At 67.4% G+C, this 21,677-nt stretch carries 11 protein-coding genes; 4 read left to right on the forward strand and 7 right to left on the reverse strand.

Annotation, left to right across the window (positions count from 1 at the left end):
* Positions 1-478: 478 nt before the first annotated feature.
* A complete protein-coding gene (locus AC1AUD_RS00005; RefSeq protein WP_476570889.1) occupies positions 479-2,452 on the reverse strand; it encodes a hypothetical protein in 1,974 nt (657 codons plus the stop codon).
* 9 nt (positions 2,453-2,461) lie between these two features.
* Positions 2,462-3,817, reverse strand: a complete 1,356-nt coding sequence (locus AC1AUD_RS00010; RefSeq protein WP_476570891.1) for a hypothetical protein — start codon at positions 3,815-3,817, stop codon at positions 2,462-2,464.
* Between the two features lie 162 nt (positions 3,818-3,979).
* Here AC1AUD_RS00010 and AC1AUD_RS00015 point away from each other — a divergent pair, with 162 nt between their 5' ends.
* Together AC1AUD_RS00015 and AC1AUD_RS00020 are read left to right on the forward strand one after the other, a co-directional pair.
* Positions 3,980-4,969 carry a hypothetical protein gene (locus tag AC1AUD_RS00015; protein WP_476570892.1) on the forward strand — a complete coding sequence of 330 codons (990 nt, stop codon included), beginning with the start codon at positions 3,980-3,982 and terminating at the stop codon, positions 4,967-4,969.
* 15 nt (positions 4,970-4,984) lie between these two features.
* Complete coding sequence (locus AC1AUD_RS00020) at positions 4,985-5,269, forward strand: hypothetical protein (protein ID WP_476570894.1); 285 nt, start codon at positions 4,985-4,987, stop codon at positions 5,267-5,269.
* Here the strand turns inward: AC1AUD_RS00020 and AC1AUD_RS00025 are convergent.
* The 4 genes from AC1AUD_RS00025 to AC1AUD_RS00040 form a co-directional block, all read right to left on the reverse strand.
* Positions 5,261-5,647, reverse strand: a complete 387-nt coding sequence (locus AC1AUD_RS00025; RefSeq protein ID WP_476570896.1) for a hypothetical protein — start codon at positions 5,645-5,647, stop codon at positions 5,261-5,263. The two genes, AC1AUD_RS00020 and AC1AUD_RS00025, sit on opposite strands and share 9 nt — an antisense overlap.
* A gap of 100 nt (positions 5,648-5,747) precedes the next feature.
* A complete protein-coding gene (locus tag AC1AUD_RS00030) occupies positions 5,748-9,344 on the reverse strand; it encodes a coiled-coil domain-containing protein (protein ID WP_476570898.1) in 3,597 nt (1,198 codons plus the stop codon).
* Between the two features lie 97 nt (positions 9,345-9,441).
* Positions 9,442-11,793 carry a hypothetical protein gene (locus tag AC1AUD_RS00035; protein ID WP_476570900.1) on the reverse strand — a complete coding sequence of 784 codons (2,352 nt, stop codon included), beginning with the start codon at positions 11,791-11,793 and terminating at the stop codon, positions 9,442-9,444.
* A 210-nt stretch (positions 11,794-12,003) separates the two neighbouring features.
* Positions 12,004-18,156, reverse strand: a complete 6,153-nt coding sequence (locus tag AC1AUD_RS00040; RefSeq protein WP_476570902.1) for a hypothetical protein — start codon at positions 18,154-18,156, stop codon at positions 12,004-12,006.
* Between the two features lie 324 nt (positions 18,157-18,480).
* Between AC1AUD_RS00040 and AC1AUD_RS00045 the strand changes: the two genes are divergently transcribed.
* Both AC1AUD_RS00045 and AC1AUD_RS00050 read left to right on the forward strand, forming a co-directional pair.
* Positions 18,481-19,089 carry a hypothetical protein gene (locus AC1AUD_RS00045; protein WP_476570904.1) on the forward strand — a complete coding sequence of 203 codons (609 nt, stop codon included), beginning with the start codon at positions 18,481-18,483 and terminating at the stop codon, positions 19,087-19,089.
* 16 nt (positions 19,090-19,105) lie between these two features.
* Positions 19,106-19,378: a hypothetical protein gene (locus tag AC1AUD_RS00050; protein ID WP_476570906.1), complete on the forward strand. Its 273-nt coding sequence runs from the start codon at positions 19,106-19,108 to the stop codon at positions 19,376-19,378.
* 99 nt (positions 19,379-19,477) lie between these two features.
* Here the strand turns inward: AC1AUD_RS00050 and AC1AUD_RS00055 are convergent, their stop codons facing one another.
* Positions 19,478-21,670, reverse strand: a complete 2,193-nt coding sequence (locus AC1AUD_RS00055; protein ID WP_476570908.1) for an RICIN domain-containing protein — start codon at positions 21,668-21,670, stop codon at positions 19,478-19,480.
* Positions 21,671-21,677: the final 7 nt, after the last annotated feature.

Consider the following 21,677-nt stretch of genomic DNA (forward strand, 5'->3'; position numbering starts at 1 on the left):
GTCGTGACTGCATCCAAACTGCATATGACTGCACGGGTGCAGTTACAAATTCCATCAACGTTGGTGGTTTTCAACTGCACCAGGCAGTCACGGGGCGGTGATGCGCGGGCAATGACTACACGTCCTCCGCGTGGATGGTTTTGGCGGCCCCTGCTCCTCCATGGAGGCCCGTTCCCGGCGACCCGCCGCCCCTCGTGGCGGTGGCCTCTCCCCGGAGCCCCGTTCCGCCGGGCGGTCGTCGAAGCCTTCCCCGATCCGTTGTGTGGCTGTTGGCCGACGATCCGGAGACGAGGGCGTCCCGGCGTTTCCGCGGCCGGAGCATCCATGCCCCCCGTGCTTCCGTCATGCCCGGATTCGACCGGGGGCGCCATGCCCGGTTGGGCCGCGGGGAATTCGCCCCGCTGCCTTCTGGGAGCGGGTTCGTCTTCGTTCCGGGTGCCGCGCCCGTCTCATCCGCCGTGGATGGGCGCGGCATCCGTCAGAGGTCGCTGGTGGTGTTTCCGGATGGCGCGGGCTGGGGTGCCGGCGTCGGCGTAGAGGGGGTAGTTGGGGTGGTCTGTTGGGGGGCTGTGTATTGGGGGGTAGGCGCCGTGTATGTGGGCGTATAGGAGGGAGGGGTGTATGTGGGGGCCGGCGTGGCCGCCTGCTCCTGCTGCCGCTTTGCGGCCTCCTCCTCGGCCTTCTTCCTCGCCTCTTCGTCCGCCTTGCGCTTCGCCTCCTCGTCGGCTTTCCTCTTCGCGTCGTCCGCCGCCTTCTGCTCTTTGGCGGCCTGGTCGAGGATGGTCTTCGCCTCCCGTTCGAGGTCCTTGAGCCCGTCCGCGTCCCTGGGCGTCTGCTTGGCGAGGGCCGCGGCCTTCGCGAGCGTCGACTTGCCGGCGGACGGCTTGTCCTTGGGCAGCTTCGACAGGGTGGCGGCGGTCTTCTCCCATTGTTCGCCTGCGGCCTTCGCGATCCCGTCCTCGAGCCGGTCGACGTCCTCCTCCAGGCTCCTCTTCGCCTTGGCGGGGTCCCCCGGGCAGGTCTTGGCGGGAGTACTGCCGGTCTCCACGTCGAGTCGTTCCGCCTGCCGGGCGAGGCCGGTCCAGTCGGCGCGCGCACGCGCGTATGCCTCGCATGCGGTCTGGCGTTCCTGCCGGGCCTGCATGGCCTTTTGGTGGCCATGCCAGGCCCAGACGCCCCCGATGGACAGTCCGACCGTCAGGAGGCCTGCGACGAGTCCTATGATGGCTTTTCCACCGGGCAGGCGCATGCCCGGACCGTCGGATTCTTCGTCGGGGTCGAGGATGTCTTCCCAGTCGTCTTCGCGGGGGTTTTCGTCGTCCGACGGTTCTTCGTCGGGATTGTCCGGCTCCCCATCTTCCGACGCCTCTCCGCATCCGTCGTCCCTGCGGTGGAGGAGGGCGCGCAGACGCGCGGGGACGCCCGGACCGCGGGGATGCCCGGTCTCCTCTTCGTCGTCGGCTTCCTCGTCCCAGTCCCATTCGTCCCCGGTCGTGGCATCCCGGGCCTCCGGTTCCCCGTCGGGCTCCCCGTCCTCGTCGTCGGCCGCGTGCGTGTCCGCATCGTCGTCCCGGTCGTCGGGTTCGTCCCAATCCCAGCCGGCGTCGGCCGTGGCCTGCATGTCCTCCGGCCTGCCGTCGGAGGTTTCCTTGTTTCCGTCGGCGGGGTCGGGTTCGTTCTGTTCGTCGTCGGACGTGACGGCCTCGTGCGTGTCCGCGCGGCGGTGTGCGAGGCGTTTGAACGGGTTGCGTGGCCTTGGCGCGGGGGAGTCCTCCTCCCCGTCGTTCCCGTCCCGGTCGTCGTCCGCGCTGTCGCCCCAGTCGAAGCCGGCGTCGGCGGCGGGCGCCCCCGCGCCGGTGATCATGTTCCGCCAGTCGACGCCCGCATCCTCGTCGTCGTCCTTGTCCATGGCGGGGTCGTCCTCCATGGTTGGCTCCGCCCAGTCCCAGCCGGCGTCGTCCATGGAGGCTTCCCTCCCCGGGGCGGCCGGACCGTCGCCGGCGGGCATAGGATAGTTTTCTTCCGGCCGTTCCGCGGGCTCGTCGCCCTTGTCGCCGGCGTCTTCGCCGCCTTCGCCGCCGGGGGCCTCCTGCGGGCCCGTGGGTGCCCATGCCGCGTCCCATTCGTCGTCCTCGACGATGGCGTCGTCGTGTTCGTCCCCGGCATCATCGCCCTGGTCCTCCCGCGGTGCCGGCGTGGCCCATGCAGAGTCCCACCCGTCGTCCTCGACGGCATTGTCGCCGGTCTCCTTGTCCGGTGCCGCCGCGGCGGTTTCGGATGCGTCGGCCGACGGCGCCGCGCCCATCCACGCCTTGTCCCAGTCGTCCAAGGCCTCGCCCGTGTCCGCCGTCGTTTCGACGGGGCGTGGGGACGTGGAGGCCCCGCTCCCGGTCGTGTCCCGGGGGCGGGGCCTCGTGTCGTCGTCTTTCTGGGCGAATGGGTTGAAGGGCATGCGTTCCCGCTATGCCTTCATGCCCGCCTTCGCCTTTGGTCCGACGGGCCGGAGGGCTTCGATGGCGATCAGCCAGTCGGACAGTCCCCTCCCGTCGTCACGCCATCCGTTCGCCTCGGCGGCGCGCGCCCACGCGCTCCGGGGGTCCATGCCCGGGTGCCGGCCGCGCAGCCGCTGGTAGGCGAGGCCGGTGCGGGCGAGCATGGGGTCGATGCCGAGGGTTTCGAGGATGCGGGCCGCGTCCATGCCGGGATGCCGGTCGGCGAGCCGTTGGGCTTTGCGCGCGTCCCCCAGCACGGGCGCCAACTGGTCGGCGACGCCTCCGGTCAGCCGGTCGATGCCGCGCGCGGTCCACGTGACCCGGTCGACCATGGCCTGGAGCATGCGTTCGGCCGCGCGCAGGCCGTCCGCCCCCGCCATGGGGCTGTGGGTGGCCCGGCAGGCCATGGTCCATGTGTCCTCCCGGCCGGCGGCGGGATGGTCGAGGCGCAGGCGCGCCCATTCGACGAGCGTGACGGCCGTGTCCGGGGGGCAGCCGAGCGTCGCGAGCGCGCCCGTGGGGTCGCCGGGATGCCGGTGATGGAGGATGGCGGCCAGCGGGTCGATGCCGAGGAGCAGGGCGAGGGTCTTCTCGTCGCGCCCCCTGGGGTCGGCGTCATGCCATGCGCGGGGGTCGATGCCCATGGCCTCGAGCTCCCCGTCGGTCAGGCGCATGGCCATCTGGCGGGTGATGCCGTGCTCCTGCATCCATTGCGCGTCGGGTCTGAACGTGCCGTCGGGATCGTGCTCGTGGCTGGCGTTGAGCCAGTCCTGGTCGCTGTCGCAGGAGAGCATCCTGTCCGCGGAACGCTCTCCGATGGCCTGCCTCCATCCGTGGAGTCCGCCGCCGGCGAGCGGTTTGCCGGTGACGGGGCTGGTGCCGTCCGCGTAGGGAAGCGTGGTGATGGTCTTGATGCTTCCCTCTTCGAGCTTGGCCTGTTGTTCGCGCATGTACCGGTCGATGGCCCGGTTCCAGATGAGGGGCTCCATGCGCGGGTCGACGTGCCCCGTCTCCTGTTCGATCCGGGCGCGCAGCGTGCCGTAGCGGCTGGCGGCGCGCACGAGGCGGATGGGCACGTCGAGGCCTTTGTGGATGAGCACCTCGAGGCTGATCCGGTTGCAGATGCTCGTCAGGAGCGCGGGCGTCATGGTCAGGCCCTTGGCGAGGCATTTGCAGGCCTGCTCCTCGATCCATTCGATGACGAGCTCCTCGCTGCGGGGCGGGTTTCTGAGGAGCTTGTCGAGCCGGTTGGCCTTGCTGTTGGGGCGATGGGGGTCGGCGGCGCGTCGCACGATCCTCTCGTAGTCATGGGTGCTTATCGCCATGCTTCCGCGCGCAGGCGTTGTCTTCTTGGTGTCCACGAATGACCCGTATGCGTCCGTTCGACGCATACGCCCGCGGCGAACGGACGCGGAGGTCGGGAACCGTTGCGAGGCAACGCCTCCCGGCATGTCCGCCATTCGGACACCGGCGCATAGACCCGGCGCATGAGCGACGAATTCGACCCCTTCGACCCCACGTGGTGGCAGGCGGGCACGAGCCTCAACTGGTGGGACTGCCGGCTCGCCGCCCCGCCCGCATGGCTGCCCGATCCCACGACGGCGCGCGCATGGCTCGACTCGCACAGGGGTCCCGCCCTGCGCATGCTCGGCCTGACGCACTCGCACCGCACGCTGACGACCCGGCAGGCGCACGCGCTCGACCCGGGACTGCCGGCCGGGCCGCGAGCCCTCGCCTGGCTTTCCCTCGCCAGCCTGAGGCTCGTGGACCTGGGGTTCCCGGTCCGCATCGACCTGGGCGGCGGCTATTCGCCCAGGACCGCCATGTTCATGGCCGTCCGCCTGCCCGCCCACGCGGACATCGCGCCCGACCTGGCGGACCTGGGGTTCACGCCCGTCGAAACCGCGTCCCTGGGGCCCGGCCCGTTGCGCGGCATGCGCCAGTACGACCGGCACAACCTCATCTGCGCCAGCCTCGCCATCCACGCCCGTGAGGCGGGCTGGCTGACGTGCGGGGAGGCGTGGGGACGCTTCGACCTGCTCGCCCATGATCCGCTCATGGGGCATGGCGGCCCCGACCTCCAGCTGGTCGACGGTTCCGGGCAGGTGGTGTGCGTGGAATTGACCGCCAGCGCGAACCAGAGCCTGGAGGCCAAGTTCCGCCGGTGGGACCGGATGCTCGCCCACCCCGGCTGCCAGGACACGCACGTGTGCTGGCTGGACGCGAGCCCCGGCATGGTGCTGGAGCCGACGCTGCGCCGCCTGTGCGCCGGCCGGCCCCGCCAGCATGCGGGCCGCGCCCGGGATTGGATGACGGCGGTCCGATGCGACGACGGGTACGCTCCCATGCCGCAGGGCAGGCCGGACCCGTCCGGGTGGATGCGCGCGGACATGGAGCGTCTGGGGGAGCGTCTGGGATTGCCGGGCGCGGGCTCGTGGCGGCTGCCAACCCGGTTGGAGGGTTTGTGGCTGGGGTGACGCATGCGGGCGCGCATGGATGATGTGATGGCGCGCGTGGACCTGGCGGCGCGCATGATGGACCGGGAGCCGGCCGGCCTCCTGTTGGACGCGCACGAGGCGTTGGAGGAGGATCTGCGCGTGCTGGACGGGGCGCGCCGTGTGCTCGCACGGTTGGATGAGTCGGACAGGCTCGCCCTGTCGGCGGCCCTCCAGGTGATGTCGCGCCTGGGCGGGGGACTGTCGTTCGAGGAGGCCTGGGGCATGGTGCGCCTGTCGTTGGCGGCGGCGCGCCGCGCGCCCATGGTCGGCTCAGAGTGAGGGCTTGGCGAGTTGGAGGCGCACCAGGGCCGCGTCCACGGCCGCCGCGTCGGCCTTCGCATGATGGTTGCGGCGGCGGCGTTTCCCGTTCCCGTCCGCCGGGGGCAGGATGGGCATGCCCATGCGCTCCTGCCGGTCGCGGACGAGCCGGAACAGGCCGATCTCATCCCACGGGCGGCGTCGCAGATACGCCATCATCTGACGGTGTAGGGTGGGGCTCCACCATTCGACGGCGCGCAGCGGGGTCTCGTGGTCGCCCGTCCGCCAGTCGGCGAGCATCATGTCCACGTCGTACCAGCCGCCCTGTCCCATGTAGCGGGCGGCGGCCTTCGCGCCGACGCCGAGGTTTGCGGGGATTTCCTTCGCTCTGCTGTTCATGGCCATTGTCATGCGTCCCCGGATCATGTTCGAAGAGGGCCCGTCCTCCCCTAGCCGGGGAGGACGGGCCCTTGTTTTGGAAAGGACCGGAGGCTGATCGCTAGGCTTCCAGAGTGGTGTCGCCGGACGGCCGCTCCGGCTCCGTCCCGGTTCCGCCGCTCCTGCGGGCCTTGAGCCGTTTGGCGAGCATGCCGCCGCCGAGGCCGAGGGCGGCGAGGATGGCGATGGCGATGAGCGTGAGCCCGGCCTTGACGCCGGTCTCCGCCAATGGGTTCGACGGTTTCCGCTCCGCGTGGACCGTGTATTCGGCCTGTCGGAGCAGGTCGGCGCTGGTGACGGTGATGATGCTGTCCGTGCCTTTCTTCACGGTGCTGACGCTCATGCCGGTCATCTTGTCGAACCGGGGGCTGGCCACGTACTGGTTGGGGTCGTTGACCTTGACCGTGTACTCGCGTTGGTCCGGTTTGAAGCCTTCGACGGGCTGGCCGTCGACGATGATGCCGGTGAGCTCGGCCCGGTGGGTGCGTTCGGTCAGGTAGGTGACGGTGACCGTGCGCGTGCCGGACGTGGCGCCGTCGGGCGACAGGACGTCGAACGTGTGCCGCCAGGTCATGCCGCGCACGCGCTCCTTGGATTCGACGACGGTCTGCCCCTCGTAGGACTCGTAGGCGAGCCTCGAGCCCTCGGGGATCTGGAACTCGTCCGACTCCTGGGGAACGTACCTGCCGTCCTTGCCGAGGATGCCGATGCTTTTCAGCGTGGCGGTCGACTCCGAGGGGGCCGTCGCGTCGCCGCCCATGTCCTTGGATGCTTCGGGCGCGAATTCCTCGTCGGCGGTCTGCTCCGTGTGGGGGCGGACGACGGTCACCCGGTAGACGCGCGACTGGCCGTCCATGCTGACCGTCCACTCCTGGACGCTCGTGTACGCGGTTTGGCGCAGGGCGCCGGCCGACACGAACTGGCCGGTCTTCGGGGTGGGCGTGACCCTGTAGGGTTCGTCCCCCTGCGCGGTGATCGTGTATTCGAGGACGTCGGGATCCCACCCGTCGATCAGCCTCCCGTTGACCTGGATGCCCTCGAGGGCGGCCTTGGGGTTGTCGCTCTGACGTGGCGCCTGTTCGAACGCCTGGCGCACCATGATGGTCTTCGACGCCTGCGTGCCGTCCTGCGCCCGGTAGGGGAACGTGACGGTCCACGTGCGCACGCCGCCCGCCTCCAAACCGTGTTCGATGGTCGGGTCGGTCACGTCGGCGCCGTGTTTGACGGCGATCCTGTACGCGTCGCCGGCGAGCGTGTGGGCGAGCGTGGGCATGTCGATGCTCGCGGGCAGGTCCTTGACGTCCTTCGCGTCCGCGATGGGCAGGGTCTGCGTGCTCCCGTCGGCGCCGGTGCGTTCCAGGGTGAGGCCGGCGGTCGGCTGGTAGCCGCGGCGCGCGTCCATGAGCACGCGGGCCGTGCCGCCCGTCGACTCGCCCTGCGCGACGCCGGCGCGCTGCACGTAGAGGATGTCGTTGCCGCCCCGCGTGGTGGTGGGTTCGGCCCATGTGAACGTGAGCGTGGTCCCGTCGGAGAGGCGCACCGTGTCCACGGCGGGTTTGTTGGATTCATCCAGGGTGGTGTTGGCGAGGCGCGCGGTCCACATGCCGTCCGTCAGTTCGAACCGGACCTTGCCGTCTCCCGCGGTGATCTCCCGTCCGGTCGTCCATTCGGCCTCCACGCTGATGTTCGGACCGCCGGCGAACGTGCCGGTGGTGACGGTCACGCCGAGGAGCGGATGCTCGTCCATGGTTCCGGCGATGGGCAGGCTGACGGTGCTGTCGTCGCTGCCGGTGGCGGTGAGCGTGGCCGTGGCCTTGTCGACCTTGATGTGTCCGGCGAACCCGTCCGCGGTGGCTTCGAGTTTGGTGCCGTCGACCTTCCAGGAGGCCACGACGAGGCCTGCGATCGCGTTGCGGACGCTCGCGGCGGCCGCGTGGCGCTGCTCGTCGGTGGCCTCCTTGTTGGATTGGATGCCTTCCGCGATGCTGACGGCCTGTTCGAACGCCTCGTAGGAGTCCTTCGCGTAGGCTTCGCCTTTCTTCTCGGCCTGCTTGCCGCTCTTGGCCTTCGCGTCCTTCAACGCGTCCCGCAGGTCCTTCTGCCCCTTCGTCTCGAGGCCTTCGACGGCCTTGTCGAGCGTGTCGGCGGCCCTGGACCGCGCGTCGTCCAGGCTCAGGTCCTGCCTGTCGCCCTCCAACGCGTTCGTGGCCGCGTCGAGCGCGGTCTGGTAGACGGTCTTCGTGTCGTCGGTCCAGTCCTGGCCTTGGAACGCCGCCTGCGCGGCCGTGACGCTCGCGTCCAGACGGTCCCACTGCTTGGATACGAGCGCCGAGGCGGTGGTCTCCAATAGGATGCGCGCGTCGTCGTACGCGCCGTCCGTGAGCGTCCCGTCGTTCTGCTTGGCCTTCGCGTCCGCGTAGGCGGCTTCGAACGGGTCGGCGGTCGCCTGCGTGTACTTCGCCCGGTTCGAATGCCGGGTCTCGTTCGCCTTGACCGCATCCCTCAGTTTCTGCTGCGCGTTCGTCGCCATGCCTTGGATGGCCGTTTCGAGGGCCTTGCGGGCCGCCTGGCGCGCCGCGTCGGCGGTCAGGTCGCCGGGTTCGCCGAGCGTGCCCTCCGCCTGCGTGACCGCGGTCTCCAGGCCCGTCCGGCTGGCGTCCGTCCAATCCCGGTCGGAGTCGAGCAGGGCCCGCCCCTGTCCGATCCTCTCGTTCAGATCGGAGTGGGCCTGGCTTTCCAGGCCGGCGAACGCCGCCTCCAACGTCTGCGCGGCCTGCGCCTTCTGCTCGCCGGTCGCCTTGTCTCCGAGCCCCCTGGCCGCATCCAACGCGGATTGGACGGGCGTCCACGAGTCGGCGGTGTACTTCGCTTTGTTCCGCTCCGCCTGCTCGGCTTTGCCGATGGCCGCGTCCAGGTCGGCGGAGGATTGCTCCACGAGTCCCGCGACCGCGGTTTCGATGGCCTGCCTCGCGTTGTCGCACGCCTCGTCCGTCGCATCCCCGGCGAGACCCTGCGCCTGGGTGACGGCGGTCTGCAACGCCGTGCGGGACGCCTCGGTGTATTCGACGCCGTCCGCGAGGCGCGCCTGTCCCGCCGCGATGGCCTGGTCGAGTTTCGTCCTGGCTTCGCTGACGGTCTTCGACGTGAAGGATTGGGTGGCGAGCGTCGAACCGTCCAACCCCTTGAGGGTCACGTCGATCGCGTCGCGGTTCGTGACCTGGAAGGCGAGTCTGACGGTCAGGTTCTCCGTGTTCGCGGGGATGGTCGCGTCCGCGAGCATGGTCACGCCGTCGGGCATGGGATGCGCGTCGTCCCACGAGCCTTCCGCCAGGTCGACGCCGTTCTGGCCCGCGGTCACGTTCAACCGTTCCGCGAGCCTGATCGCCTTGTCGGTCGTGTTCCTCAAAGCGAGCGCGACCACGCCCACGCCCTTGTCGGCCGCGTCATGGTCCTTGACTCCGGTCAGGTCCGCGCTTATCGCGTCGACGGTCAGCCCGTCGACGGTGACCGGCTGGAATGCGGCCCGCGACTGGAACGTGGATGGGATGTCTTCGGCCATGGCTGTCGCGGGGAGGGCGAGGGGCCCCGTGGCGAGCATGGCCACGGCCGCCAGCATGGCGGTCGTCTTGGTGGTGGGGATCGGGTTCAAACCGGTCATCTCCTTAACGTTGTGCGGAGGGGATATGAGGGCGGGGGCGGGGCTTTCGGGCCCCGCCCCCGCGGGGGATCCTAGGGAAGGGGTTTCATGCGAGGGGTCACTCGCGGCTGCGCCGCTTCAGACCCATGCCGCCCAGGCCGAGCAGGCCCATGATGCCGGCGATCACGCCGCCGGCGACGCCCGTCTCGGCCAGCGCATCCATGCCGTTGTCCTTGCCCTTGTCCGCGTTGCCGTTCGCGGCGTCGGGCCAGGACACCTGGTAGGCGACGTTGTCGTCGGAGGCATCGCGGGTCAGGTGGATGGTGGCGCCGTTGGCCTTCAGCGCGGCCGGGTCGATCGTGACGACGCCCGCCTCCGTGTCTTCGGCGGCGTCCATGTCCTCGAGCGGGAGCGTGGCCTTGTCCTTCATGCCGTCAAGGCCGACCGTCAGGTCGCTCGAATCGTCGTAGAGCGCGTAGGCGAGCGTGACCGTGGTCTCGCCGCCCGCCGGGACGATGGTGTCCGCGTCCGCCTGGAAGCCGTCCGGCACGGCCGTCTTGTCGTCGAACCCGTTGACGCGCTGCAGGCCGAGCGGATCCTGGGAGACGGTCAGGTCCTTGAGGTCCTTGTCCTCGTCGCCCGTGTTCGCGGCGTGGATGGTGAGGAACACGGTGCCCGCCTGCGGGGCGTCGCCCTTCGCGTCCGCCTCCACGTCGGAGGCATTGTCCTTGGACACGGTGACGGCGGTGATGCGCGCGTCCAGGGTGTCCGTGCCCGGGATGACCGTGCCCGGCTCGGCCTTCTCCGCGACGGTCCACCCGTCCGGCACGTCGGTCAGGCGCAGGCTGCCCGGCCTGCCGGCCAGTTGGGTGACCTTGCTCGGGTCGGTGGGAGCGAACGAGTCGACCGGCTTGCCGTCGGCCTCCAGGCCCATGCCCTCGAGTTCGGCGAGCACGCTCGGATCGACCGTCCCGTCGTTCTTGCCGTCGTCCTTCGCGGTCCACGTGAGGTTCCACGAGTAGGCGTTGGCGCCGTCGGTCAGGGTGACGGTCACGCCGTCCTCGCCGTACTTGGACTGGTCGATGGTCCACGCGGCCTCGGGCGCGTCCTTGTAGTGGATGGTGTGGATGAGCGTCTTGCCGCTCTCCGCGCCGCGCACGATGAACGATTCCGCGACCATCAGCTTCTCGTCCTGCGTGGGGTTGCCGTCCTTGTCGACCATGCTGCCCGCGCTCACGGTGATGGTCTCGTCGGCGCTTTCCAAGGTCAGACGGCCGCTGTCGGCGCCCGCGTACGTGTCGGTGACCGTCGGGTCGAACAGGGCGCTCGGGTTGCCGTCCTTGTCGTCGGCGGCGAGCTTGCCGAGGGCCGCCTGCTCCGCGTCGGTGAACCCGTACGCCTTGAAGTCGACCTTCTGCGGCGTGCCCGGCGCGGCCGCGTCCTTCACGGTCCAGCCGTCCGGCACGCCCGTGACCTTGACGGAGGCCGGCCTGCCGTCCTTGACGGCCAGGTTCGCGTCCTTCAACTGGTCTCCGTGGAACGACTGCGTGCCGGCGGTGATGGTGATCGCGTCGGTCAGGGAGTCGGGGGCCTGGCTGGCCGGGGAGTCGAGGTCGGCGACGATCCGCCATTCGACCTTCGTGGCGCCCATGGTGAACGTGTACGTGGTGGTGTCCGCGCGCTGGTTGACGACGTACTGCCAGCCCGCGTCCTTCAGGCGTTGGATGAGGGCGGCGTTCTCGTACGCCTTGTCCTCGAGGTCGACGAGCCTGCCGTCCTTGGCGATGTGCCATTCGCCGGTCTTGGTCGGGTCGAAGCCGCTCGGCGTGTACAACTGGTCGTCGCCGTCCACCTTGTAGGCGACGCGCAGGCCGTTCAGGGCGCTCGGATCGCCGTCCTCCACGAGGGGGGCGGTCTGGTAGTCGCCGTTCTTGTCGAAGTTCCAGTAGCCCTGGACGCGCCCGTTCGCATCCGAGGCGGTCAGGTAGAGGCCGTTGTAGTCGTCGACCTGGAAGGCGAACGTGAACGTGTTGTCGCCCGGCTTGGCGACCGCGTCATCGGCCGCGTCCTGGCCGGCGACGGCCTTGAACTGGCTGATGTCCGCCGGCTGGGGCGTGTGGTCCTTGTCCCACACGGCCTCCTTGCCGAGGCCGCCGCCCAAAGTGGTGGCCCGGTTCAGGGTCTCGTCGTTGGCTGTCGTGTTCGTGACCTTCACGGTGATGGGCACGTACAGGTGGCCCTCCGCGTCATGCACGTCCTGGGTGAAGTCGATTTTCATGGGGGTGATCGTCAGCCCGTCCTTCAGGGTGGCGGCGGGCGCCGTCGCCCGTTCGGCGACCGTGCTGACGTTCATGCCGTCCAGGTTGGCGCCGTCCGGCGCCGGGGTGGCCATGGCGGCCACGGGCGCGGCGGCCATGCTGGCGATCGCGGCGAGCGAGGCGGTGATGATGGTGAGTTTGCGAGGAGCCATGATGTCCTTTCCAATGGCATTCGGTTTGCGACGGCCCGGCTATGCGGCCACGGGCGGGGGGATGGCCGCCGCGTGTTTCCGGGAATAAAGGGGAGGGGCGGCGGCCGGAACATCGGTTCCGGCCGCCGCCCCTTCCAGGGGGCTTCGCGCCCCGGGGGCGCGCGGCGCATGGTCTAGGGAAACCTGCGCCGTGTCACGCCCGCGGGACGGTCAGTCGTTGCGCCGCCTGCTGTGGGCGACCGCGAGGCCCAGTCCGGCGAGCAGGAGCACGCCCATCAGGCCGGCGGCCAGTCCGGCGACGCCCGTGGCGGGCAGGCCGCCCCTGACGACCGTCGTCTCGTTGGGCAGGCGCTTGGCGCCCACGTGGAACGGCTGGTCCTCGACCGGCGACTTGGGGTTCGTCTGGTCGGTGGGCCTGTACACCTTCTCCACCCAGTAGTAGTCGCCGTTGACCGCGACCTTCACGTTGGGGGAGTCCACGCTGGTCTCGCCGCCGTTCAGGGTGACCCTGCTGGTGGTGAGCACGTGCTTGTCCTGTTCGACGGGCAGGAGCCTGCCGTTCCGGTCGTAGGCGCGCCGCCACAGTTCGAACTCGACCTGCGTGCCCGCGACCGCATGCCCCTTGATGAGCGCGGTGTCATGGAACCAGACGTTCGCCTGCGCCTTCGACTGGGCGCTGGTGGTGACCTCGAGGATCTGCGTGGTCTCCTTGGCGTTGCCGAGCGTGTCCGTGAAGATCGCGTCCGGCTCCACCGTGTCCTTGAGGCCGTCGTTGTCCGGGTCCGACTTGTCGCCGGGCTCGTCCGCCTTCTCGGGCCGCTTCAGGCTAAGCACCCAGTTGTAGGCGCCGACCCTGTCGGTCTTGAACTCGGGGCCGGGGATCTCGACCCTGCCGGTCTTGCGCGCGGTCTCCGCCTGCTGGGCCGAGATGGTCGCGTAATCCTCGTGGGTTTCGAGCGGTTTGGCGGTCTTCGGGTCGAAGTCGTCGCGGTAGAGGCTCCACGACAGGGTGGTGCCCTTGGCGACCGGCCCGTGCACGATGGCCTTGTCGACGACGGTGGCGCCGACCTTGTCCTCGCTCACGGCCTTCGTCTCGGCGTGGATGACGCGGAACGTCTCCTCCTTGTCGCGCTTCTGGCCGGTGTGCACGATCCGGTACTCCTTGCCCGGATGCTTCACGCCGTCCGGGGTGACGGTCGGCTTGGAGGGGGCCCACGTGCCGTCGTCGCCGCCGTTGTCGCCCGGCTGGCCGTACAGGTCGCGCCGATGGTCCTTGGCGGTCGGGTTCTTGTCCCACACGCGCATCACCCAGTAGTATTCGCCGACGGCCTTCCGCCAGTCGCCCTTCGCGTACTTGGCGAGGATGTCATAGCTGGGGCTGGCGGCCTCGGTCTGGCCCATCGACAGGGCCTGGCCCTTGCCGTCGACCGTCGCCACATACTCGTCCTTGGACGGGTCCTGGCTGTTCTGGTCGACCTTGTACAGGTCCCAGCTGGCCATGAGCCGGTCGTTCTCGGCGATGTTCTCCAGGGTGCTCGTGTCGTGCACGTTCGACTGTTCGGCCATCACCTCGCTCACGACGCTCGTGTCGACGCTGATGCCATGCAGCGATTCGGGCTCCTGGTCGTCACGTCCCGTGTGGAACGATTCGTCGTGCTTGCCGGGCAGGTCGACGACCTCGCTCCAGTACACGTCGCCCGCCTGCTTGAGCGTGAGGTGCTGGCTTTCGATGCTCGTGGTGCCGTTCGCATCCGTGTGTCCGACCTTCACGGGCTTGGTCGACTGGAGGGTCTCCCCGGTCGCCTTGTCCTTCAGGTCGAAGCGGATGGTCGCGTCCTCGGGGAGCTTGCCGTGGATGAACGCGGTGTCCCACACCTTGTTCGCCACCGCGCCCCAATCGTAGGTCGCGGTCGTGATGCTCACGGCGTGGAACGACTCGGCCTTGACGCGTTTGGCCGCGTCGTTGGCCTTCGTCTCCCCGTCCGACACCCTGTCGGTTTCGAACGCGCTGCCGTCGGGCTTGCGGAAGTTGAACTGCCAGTAGTAGTCGCCGTAGTCGCCCTTGTTCAGATGCCACACGGTGCTGTTGTGGTCGGTCGCGCCCTCCCGCAGCACGCCTGTGAGCGTGCTCATGATCTTCTCGTCCTTCGACGGGTCGTCGCCCGGCGCCCGCTTCCACAGCGTGTAGCCGAGCTGGTAGCCGGCGAGCATGTGGCCTTCGATGACCGCGTGGTCGCTGATGTCGGCGCCCTCGTAGCTCACGTTGACCCAATGCTCCCCGTCCGGGGTGGTCTGGCTGTTGCCGGCCGGGTCCACGGCCTTGTCGCCGCTGATCATCGGGTCCGTCCACGTGGGGGCGAGCGTCACGTCGGTCGAGATGCGGACGATTTCGAAATGCTCGTCCCTGACCTTGGTGCCGTCGAAGATCAGCCAACGGTCCTTGTAGCCGTTCAGGTTCGTGGGCTTCTTGGACGCCTGGTCCTGCGGGACCGACTGCCAGTTCTCGTCCAGGTAGGCCGCGTCGTCGGCGGTGGTGCCGCCGGACACGGGCTTGAACGAGCCGTCCTTCAGTTCGGGCGCCCCGCCCTTCATGTCCGGGGTCCAGATCTTGAACCGCCACTGGTAGGAGCCGACGCCCGGATTGTCCACCCACTTGGTGGTGAACGTCACCGGGTCGATCCGGTGGTCGCCCAGGGCCTTCGCGGGGATGGGCTGCTGGCCGGTGCTGGCGACCTTCTCGCTGCCGGTGACCTGGCCGTCCAATCCTTCGGTGGCCTTCCAGATCTCCGCCTCGTACTTCGAGCCTTCGGGGATGACGCCCGTGAGGGTGATCGTGTCGGCGACTCGCATCGTGTTGGTCCACAGGGGCTCCACGCTCTTGGACTGGGCTTCGAGGATGTCGAAGCTCTCCGCCTTCACGCGCTTCGCGTCATACCAGACGATGTTCTTGTTGCCGTCGACGATCGGATTGTACTCGGGGTCCGTCGACTCGTTGCCCGCCGGGTTCGTGTCCACGCCCGGGTTCTGGATGATGGCCCGGTAGTAGTAGGTGCCGGCCGGGAAGAGCGCCTTGTCGCTCAGGTCGACGGTCTCGCTCTTGAGCTTCTGCCAGTCGCGTTTCACGCTGGCGGAGCCCACCATGTCGCTCTTGACGGCGGGGAGCGCCCAGTCCTTGCCCTGCCACACCTTCACGTCGGTGTCGCCGTTGGAGGATTCGGGGTCCTCGCGCCAGATCTCGAAGCGCATGCGCGTGCCCGGGTCGGTCTGGCCGATCAGCTTGCCGGTGTCCACGTCGGACTCCTGGTACGCCCACTGCTTGAGCATGTCGTAGCTGCTGATCGTATTGTCGGCGTAGTTGTCCGAGTTGACGCTGAACCATTTCTTCGCGCGCTCGGTCTCGTACTTCTGCACCGGCGTGCGCTCCTCGGAGGGGTATCCCTTGTCGGTCGCGTCACCGGATTCGCCGAAGTCCTGGTAGTCGAGCGTCGCCCCGTCGGTCCCGTACAGGGTGGCGGTGAAATAGTACATGCCCGCGCCGCACGGATTGTACCGGCCCGGGTTCTCGTACCCGTCGGCCGGGCAGTCGGGCACGGTGAACTGTTCGCCCGTGACCTTGATGGTCTGGTAGCCGCGCCGGTTGGTGCGCCCGTCGATCGCCTCGCCGCCCTCTTCGAACGGGATGAACTTCGACTGGTCCACGTCGCGGCGGATCTGGCCGACCATCTGCCCCTTCGTCTGTCCGTTGTGACCGTCGTTGCGCCACAGGCGCACGATCACATACGCGTCGTCGGGGATCATGCTCGCGTTGTCATGCGAGTTGCCGGACCCGTTGCCCTCGTGGCCGACGGTCTCGTCGTAGATGGTGACCTCGTCGTACAACTGGCCGCCGACGGCGCCCATCTCCTGCGCGTGGGACGTGATGATGCCGCCGCCGCGCACACGCACCTTCTCGGTCTCCTCGCCCAGATTGCCCTTGTCGAGCACCTGGCCGGACGGGGCGTGCAGGGTGGCGACCCAGTACACGGTGCCGGACTTCCACGAGTGCGCGTCCGGGCTGACCACGTCGAACTCGGACTTCACGTTCGACTGGTCGGACTGCTGGTCCGAGATGTCGACCCTGGCTTCGTCCAAAATCCTGCCGGCCTCCTCGTTGGGTTTGCTGTCGCCGGGCACGGCCTCGTAGGCGGTGAACGTCACGTAGCTGCCGCGCGGCACCTTGCCGCGGATGGTCGCCACGTCGTGGAACGCGTCGCCGACCGATACGTCGGCGTCGCTCACCTGCGTGGTGATGGTGGGCATCTCCACGCGCACGGTCTCCTCGGGGATGCCGAGCTGGTGGGTGGCGCGCTCCTTGCCGTCCGGCCCGTACAGGGTGGCCTTCCAGTAGACGAACCCGCCCTCCTGCGTGTCATTGCTGGACACCATGGTGGAGCGCTCGTAGTCGTCGCTGCTGCCATCCTTGTTGGCCTTCGAGTAGAAGGTCTGGGGACGGTTATGGCTGTCGGCCGCCTGCTTGTCGGTCACGTCCACACGATACGTGTAGAGCGGCGTCAGCGCGGTGACGGCCGGGTTATCCGTGCCGTCGGGCAGGATCGGGTCCATGAGCGTGGGCCCGTAGGCCTTGAACACGACGTAGCTGCCGGGTTCGATGATGCCGGTCACGGTGGCCCGGTCGCCGAACCATTGGTCGAACGTCACCTGCTCCTTGGTCACCTGCGAGGTGAGGACGACGGGCAGCACGTGCACGGTCTCGGTCTCGATGCCCAGGTCGTGGCTGTCGAGCTGGTCGCCCCGCTCGTTGAACAGGGTCGCCTTGAAGTACACGTAGCCTTCGGTCGGACTGCTGATCTTGCTCGTCTGGATCGTGAACGACCCCTGTTCGGAGCTTTCGTCCGCCTGCTTGTCGGTGATGTCGATCCGCTCGTCCAACAGGAGCGGCACCGACGTGTCCGGCAGGTCGGGGACCGCCGAATACGCCTGCACCTTCACATAGGAGCCGCGCGCCACGCGGCCTGCGATCTTGATCGTGTCGTAGAACTTCTCGTTCAGGCCGACGACCCGCTTCGACACGTCGGTGGTGATGTGGGGCGCGTCCACGACCCACGTCTCCGACGGCTCCCGGTCGTCGGTGTCGACGGCCTTCTCCATGTGCCCCTGCTGGGGGATGACCACGTCGAACCAGTAGCGGCCCGCACGCCACTTCGACCACCCGAAATCGGATGGAGTGAACTCCGGGCTCTGGATCTCCGGCACGAGCTTCGTGGTGAACTTCTTCTCCACCTTCTGGTCGACCGTCTCGTCGACCGGATTGCCATCCCAGTTCAGGATGACAGTGCCCGTGATCTCCTCGTCCTCGAACCCGTCGGCGCCCTCCATGTGGATCGTGTCATGCACGGGACGCGTGTCGCCCGCATGCTCGAACTTGTTCGACGCCTCCGTCGTGACCTTCAGATCGAACTTGTTCTTCACCTGGAAGGAGATGTTGCCGAGGGAGGACTGTGCTTCCTTATTGACGAAGAAGAAGTCCTGCTGGGGCCACGTGTACTTCTGTCCCTGGGGGCGGTTGACCATCACGTCTACCTTGACGGTGCCGTCGCCGGTCGCCGTCCATGCGAACGTCTGCGGCTGGGCTCCGGACTGGAACGTGATCTTGTCGCCCTTCGTCTGGTCCCACTGGGCCGGACCGGTGATCTGCAAGGTCACGTTCTCCCCGACGATCCGGTTGTTGTTCGCATCAAGGAGCCCGGTGAATTCGTAGGTCCCTTTGCGCTGGCCGGTCGTGTATTTGTACTGGACCTCCGCATGCTTGTCGGCCACGATGCTTTCGGCCCACAGTTCCTTGGCCTTGTCTACCGCCTGCTGGGGCATGAACGCCTTGGAGCCCTGCCACGTGTTCATGGTCTGGTCGAGCTTGTCGTGCACGAGGAAGCCGATGGCCGCGTGGATGACCGGATCGTTCGAATCGCGGTACTTCTGGGCCAGAAAAGCGATCCGGTACAAATCCGGGCTCATGCCGTAATCGGAAACCGTGCCGCCGCCGACGGGACCGCCGCCATAGTCGACGCCCCATTCGAGGCAGTAGTAGTTGAGATTATGTCCGTCGACGATGTCGCGGCGCATGATGCCCACGTCTCGCGGTCCCAGCGGGCTGTCGAACGTGACGCCCGGGAAACCGTAGATGGTGTGCCACACGGTGCCCGCGAACGAGGCTCCCGTGGATGGCAGGCGGCCCGCCGCGTTCGCCGTGCCGGTCACCAGCATGCCGCCCAGGAGCGTCGCCAACGCGACCATGGCCCCCAGCGCACGCTTGGCCAGCCGGCCCAACACGCCGCCGCCCTCGCGTTTACTGTCTTTGACTCGCATGAAACCTCCCTATGGTCCTGCGAAACCCTCCACGCACCCTGCGTGACTAGGGCCGGCCTCCATGCCGGCGGCAAAAAACAGCAAGCCGTCGGCCAAGACCGGGCGGAGGCTATGCGGACAGAACAAGGGACGCGTGGAAAAGGGCGCGTAACGTGGCGAGCATGATTGTATGAGCTTGTCTGCTTCGACCTCGGATACATGCCACCGGTGGGAAGGACCAGGGGGAGCAGGCTTCGAAAACTGAGGAAGATGGATTGGAAGGAATGCGATCCTCTGTCCCGGTTCCCGGAACCGGAGCGCTGCATCTGGCTTCGCAAGGACGATATGACCATATGCATCGATGACACGGCCCTGGGATTCGTGGTCTGCGACCACGAATCGAGAAGGTTCTGGAGCCAGATCGGGGATATCCTCGATGGTCTTGGCAGCACCTCGGGCCGTGTCTTCCGCAAGCCGTTGCGGAACGCAATACTGGACCACTCCAGAACGCGCTCCGAGACGGTTGGGGAGGAGGATCTTACGGGCAAGGTGTCGGAAAACCTCATGTCGTTGCTGCTTGCGCAGACCAAGGCGTTGATGCACATGGTCTCCGAGTCGCCTTTGGGCATGACCGCGGTCAGATCGCTGTCCGCCTACAGGGGTCGCATCTCATGGAGCCGAATGTCGCCCCTCTTGTCCGCGGAGGATTCACGTTGGAAGAATATCGAGGATTATGCGAAAGCCATGCGAGGATACGTGGAGGCCAGCAATGAGTCCGCGAACAGAATGGCGGACAACGCGACCTCGTGGATGGTATTCATCGTCTCCGTCGCCACCGTGGCGGGCTTGTTCTTCTACGATTGGAGCTCCCTGGACCTAGGGAGAATAGTAGGCCTGGGTTTTGCGATCCTGCTTCTAACATGGCTGTTCATCATGTCGTGGCGAATACGCTGACGCATGATTCCCATGCATGGGTTTCCTTTACTATCTGCGCTACGCGTTCCTGCTGACCGCTCCTGGCGTGATCGGATACATCGTGATGCTTGCCATGTGTGGCCAGGACAGCCTCGTCCAGGTGACGGTCGCCTATTGGCCCTTATACATACTTTCCTCTTGTCTCTATCTGCTTGACCCATGGGGGGTGGCCCGCATCGTCCTCGAGATACTGGCCGCGATCGCCGCACTGTCCTTCGCGGTCATCATCGCGACCAATGTGGGCACGAATCAGTGGCCGTCCATCTGACGTTTCCGCTTGCCAGATATAAGCGGATAGGCGAAAGGCCTCGGTTCCCCTTCTATGGTGAAGAGAGACCGAGGCCTTTTCTCTGCCTTTTGGTCAGCCTCAGGCGTTGACGATTGTGTCGGCGCGTTGGAGCATGGCGGCCATGTCCTGGCGGATGATGGGTTTGCCGACGCCGAAGCTGCCGTCGGGCATGCCGGTGGCGACGCCCGATTCCTGGGCCCATGCGATGGCCTTGGCGTGCGGGGTGGACTCGTTGACTTCGGTGAACGAAGCCGCCTTCGTGGGCTCGGGGCTGCCGGCGAGCCTCCAGAGCATGGCGACCGCGTCCTGGCGCTGGATGGGGCTCATGCCTTGGAACGTGTTGTCCCCGTAGCCGGTGATGATGCCCTCGGCGGTGGCCCAGTCGATGTCGGCTTTGTGCGGAGTGGACTCGGTCACATCCGTGAACGTTTTCGCGGTGCTGGCGCTGGTCTTGTTTCCGGCGAGGCGGTGGAGGAACGCCGCGTAGTCCTGGCGGGTCACCCGTGTGGAGGGCCTGTAGGCGCGGTTCGCGTCATCCTCCCACCAGCCGGTCGAAATGCCCTTCCCGTCCATCCAATCGATCGCCTGGGCGTGCGGGGTCGACCCGTCGACGTCGGTGAAGCTGGCTTCCCTCGCCTTGTCGCGGCCCTGGCCGAATGCGATGCCTTCGCCCCTCCACCCGTTGCGGGTGGTGTTGTCGTATTCGTTCTTGCTGAGGGTCCATAGGTGGTCGCCGTTGCCGGGGTTGTAGGCGCGCCAGATGGTGGGGTCGGTGGTCTTGTATCGGAAGGCGATGCCTTCGTACCGCCAGTGGCCTTTGACGAGCGAGTCGCGTTCGCCGACGCTCATGGTCAGGTGGTGGCGGCCGGAGCGGGGGTTGTAGAGCCTGTACACTTCGTCGCCGGTGTTGGAGTCCTTGTCCCATGCGTGGAAGGCGGTGTCCTCGCCCCTCCATCCGTCGTTCCTGACGAGCTTCTTGTATTCGGCCAGGCTCATCGTCCACAGGTGCTCGCCCAGTCGCGGATTGTAGAGGCGGTAGACGGGGCTGCGTCCCTCGGTGTCCTTGTCAGCCGTCGGCCACGCGTTCGTCCGCCACTTCTGCGCGTTGGATCCGTTGGAGGTCCAGAGCCGGACGTTCGTGCCGTTCGCGTTGCTTCCGTTGGCCACGTCGAGCGCGAACCGGGGGTTCATGGCGCTCAGGAACGTGTAGCTGCCGTCCTGGTTCTTGACGGCGATCCATTTCTGGTTGCGCCCGCCGTTCGAACCGTGCTGGGCGATGTTGGTGCCGTTGGCGGCCTTGGCGCCGTGTGCGTCGAGCACGAGGTTGCTGCCCTTGTTCGCCAGGGTCACGTAGCCCTGGGCGTCGTGGGACACGGTCCACATCTGCGCGTCCGACCAGTTCGCCTGCCAGATCTGCACGTTCGCATCCGATGCCTTGCTGCCGCCCGACACGTCCAGCGTGCCGCCGGAGGCGGGGGAGAACAGGAACTCGCCGTCCTTCAGGTCGGCCTTGTGTTGGGAGGCGAGGGAATCGATCTGCGAATAGTCGGGCTTGGGGTCCGGCTTCGGTGCCGGGGTGGGCTTGTTGCCGAGGATGACGTCGCCGCCGTAGAAGTAGTAGTCCTTGGAGGCGAGTCCGTTCGGGTCTATGAAGAACACGCTGCCCACGCCGCCCCCGTTGCTGATGCGCGCCTGCCAGCCCGAGGGCAGGTTCGACAACGTCACGTTCCCGTTGACCTGGTACTCGTAGACGCTGGGGGAGAAGCCCACCGAGGAACCGTCCGCATTCCACGCCTGAACCTGGGAGAGGTTACCGGTGTTGATTGATCCAGGCAGCCCGAATTTGAACACGTAGTTGATGATGATGGTGCCATCGGGAGCGACGAGAGTCTTTTCTACCCGGACCTCGCCATTCGTCTCGGCATAATTGCTCGTCCGAAGGGTCCATCCCTGCGATTGCTGCGGAACGCGCAGGCCAATGTGAATATTGTTCTGAGGATCCCATGGGAACAAGTAAGGGCCAGCCTTGCGGTAGTCGAACCCTTCCACAGGATGTTGAATGGTGCCACCATCCGAATGATCAATGTAAAACGCGGACACACCCTTCAAATCCTCAACGGAATACCTGGAGGAGGCGACCATAATCCCGTCGTTCGCCCCGGCAGCATCCTGTGGCGTCGTGTCGTCGGCGAATGCGATGCCGGGCGTGGCGGCGAGCAAGCCCGCCGCCATCAAGGCGGCGAGGCCTGCGCGTATCCTGTTGTTCTTCATCTCTGTT

This window comes from Bifidobacterium sp. LH_730 (assembly GCF_056355835.1).

What these genes read in the sequence shown, in the direction of transcription:
- AC1AUD_RS00035 (WP_476570900.1), bottom strand. Translation starts at nt 11,793, where the DNA reads ATGGCTCCTCGCAAACTCACCATCATCACCGCCTCGCTCGCCGCGATC.
- AC1AUD_RS00055 (WP_476570908.1), bottom strand. Translation starts at nt 21,670, where the DNA reads ATGAAGAACAACAGGATACGCGCAGGCCTCGCCGCCTTGATGGCGGCG.
- AC1AUD_RS00045 (WP_476570904.1), top strand. Translation starts at nt 18,481, where the DNA reads ATGACCATATGCATCGATGACACGGCCCTGGGATTCGTGGTCTGCGAC.
- AC1AUD_RS00040 (WP_476570902.1), bottom strand. Translation starts at nt 18,156, where the DNA reads ATGCGAGTCAAAGACAGTAAACGCGAGGGCGGCGGCGTGTTGGGCCGG.
- AC1AUD_RS00050 (WP_476570906.1), top strand. Translation starts at nt 19,106, where the DNA reads ATGGGTTTCCTTTACTATCTGCGCTACGCGTTCCTGCTGACCGCTCCT.
- AC1AUD_RS00020 (WP_476570894.1), top strand. Translation starts at nt 4,985, where the DNA reads ATGGATGATGTGATGGCGCGCGTGGACCTGGCGGCGCGCATGATGGAC.
- AC1AUD_RS00025 (WP_476570896.1), bottom strand. Translation starts at nt 5,647, where the DNA reads ATGAACAGCAGAGCGAAGGAAATCCCCGCAAACCTCGGCGTCGGCGCG.
- AC1AUD_RS00015 (WP_476570892.1), top strand. Translation starts at nt 3,980, where the DNA reads ATGAGCGACGAATTCGACCCCTTCGACCCCACGTGGTGGCAGGCGGGC.
- AC1AUD_RS00010 (WP_476570891.1), bottom strand. Translation starts at nt 3,817, where the DNA reads ATGGCGATAAGCACCCATGACTACGAGAGGATCGTGCGACGCGCCGCC.
- AC1AUD_RS00005 (WP_476570889.1), bottom strand. Translation starts at nt 2,452, where the DNA reads ATGCCCTTCAACCCATTCGCCCAGAAAGACGACGACACGAGGCCCCGC.
- AC1AUD_RS00030 (WP_476570898.1), bottom strand. Translation starts at nt 9,344, where the DNA reads ATGACCGGTTTGAACCCGATCCCCACCACCAAGACGACCGCCATGCTG.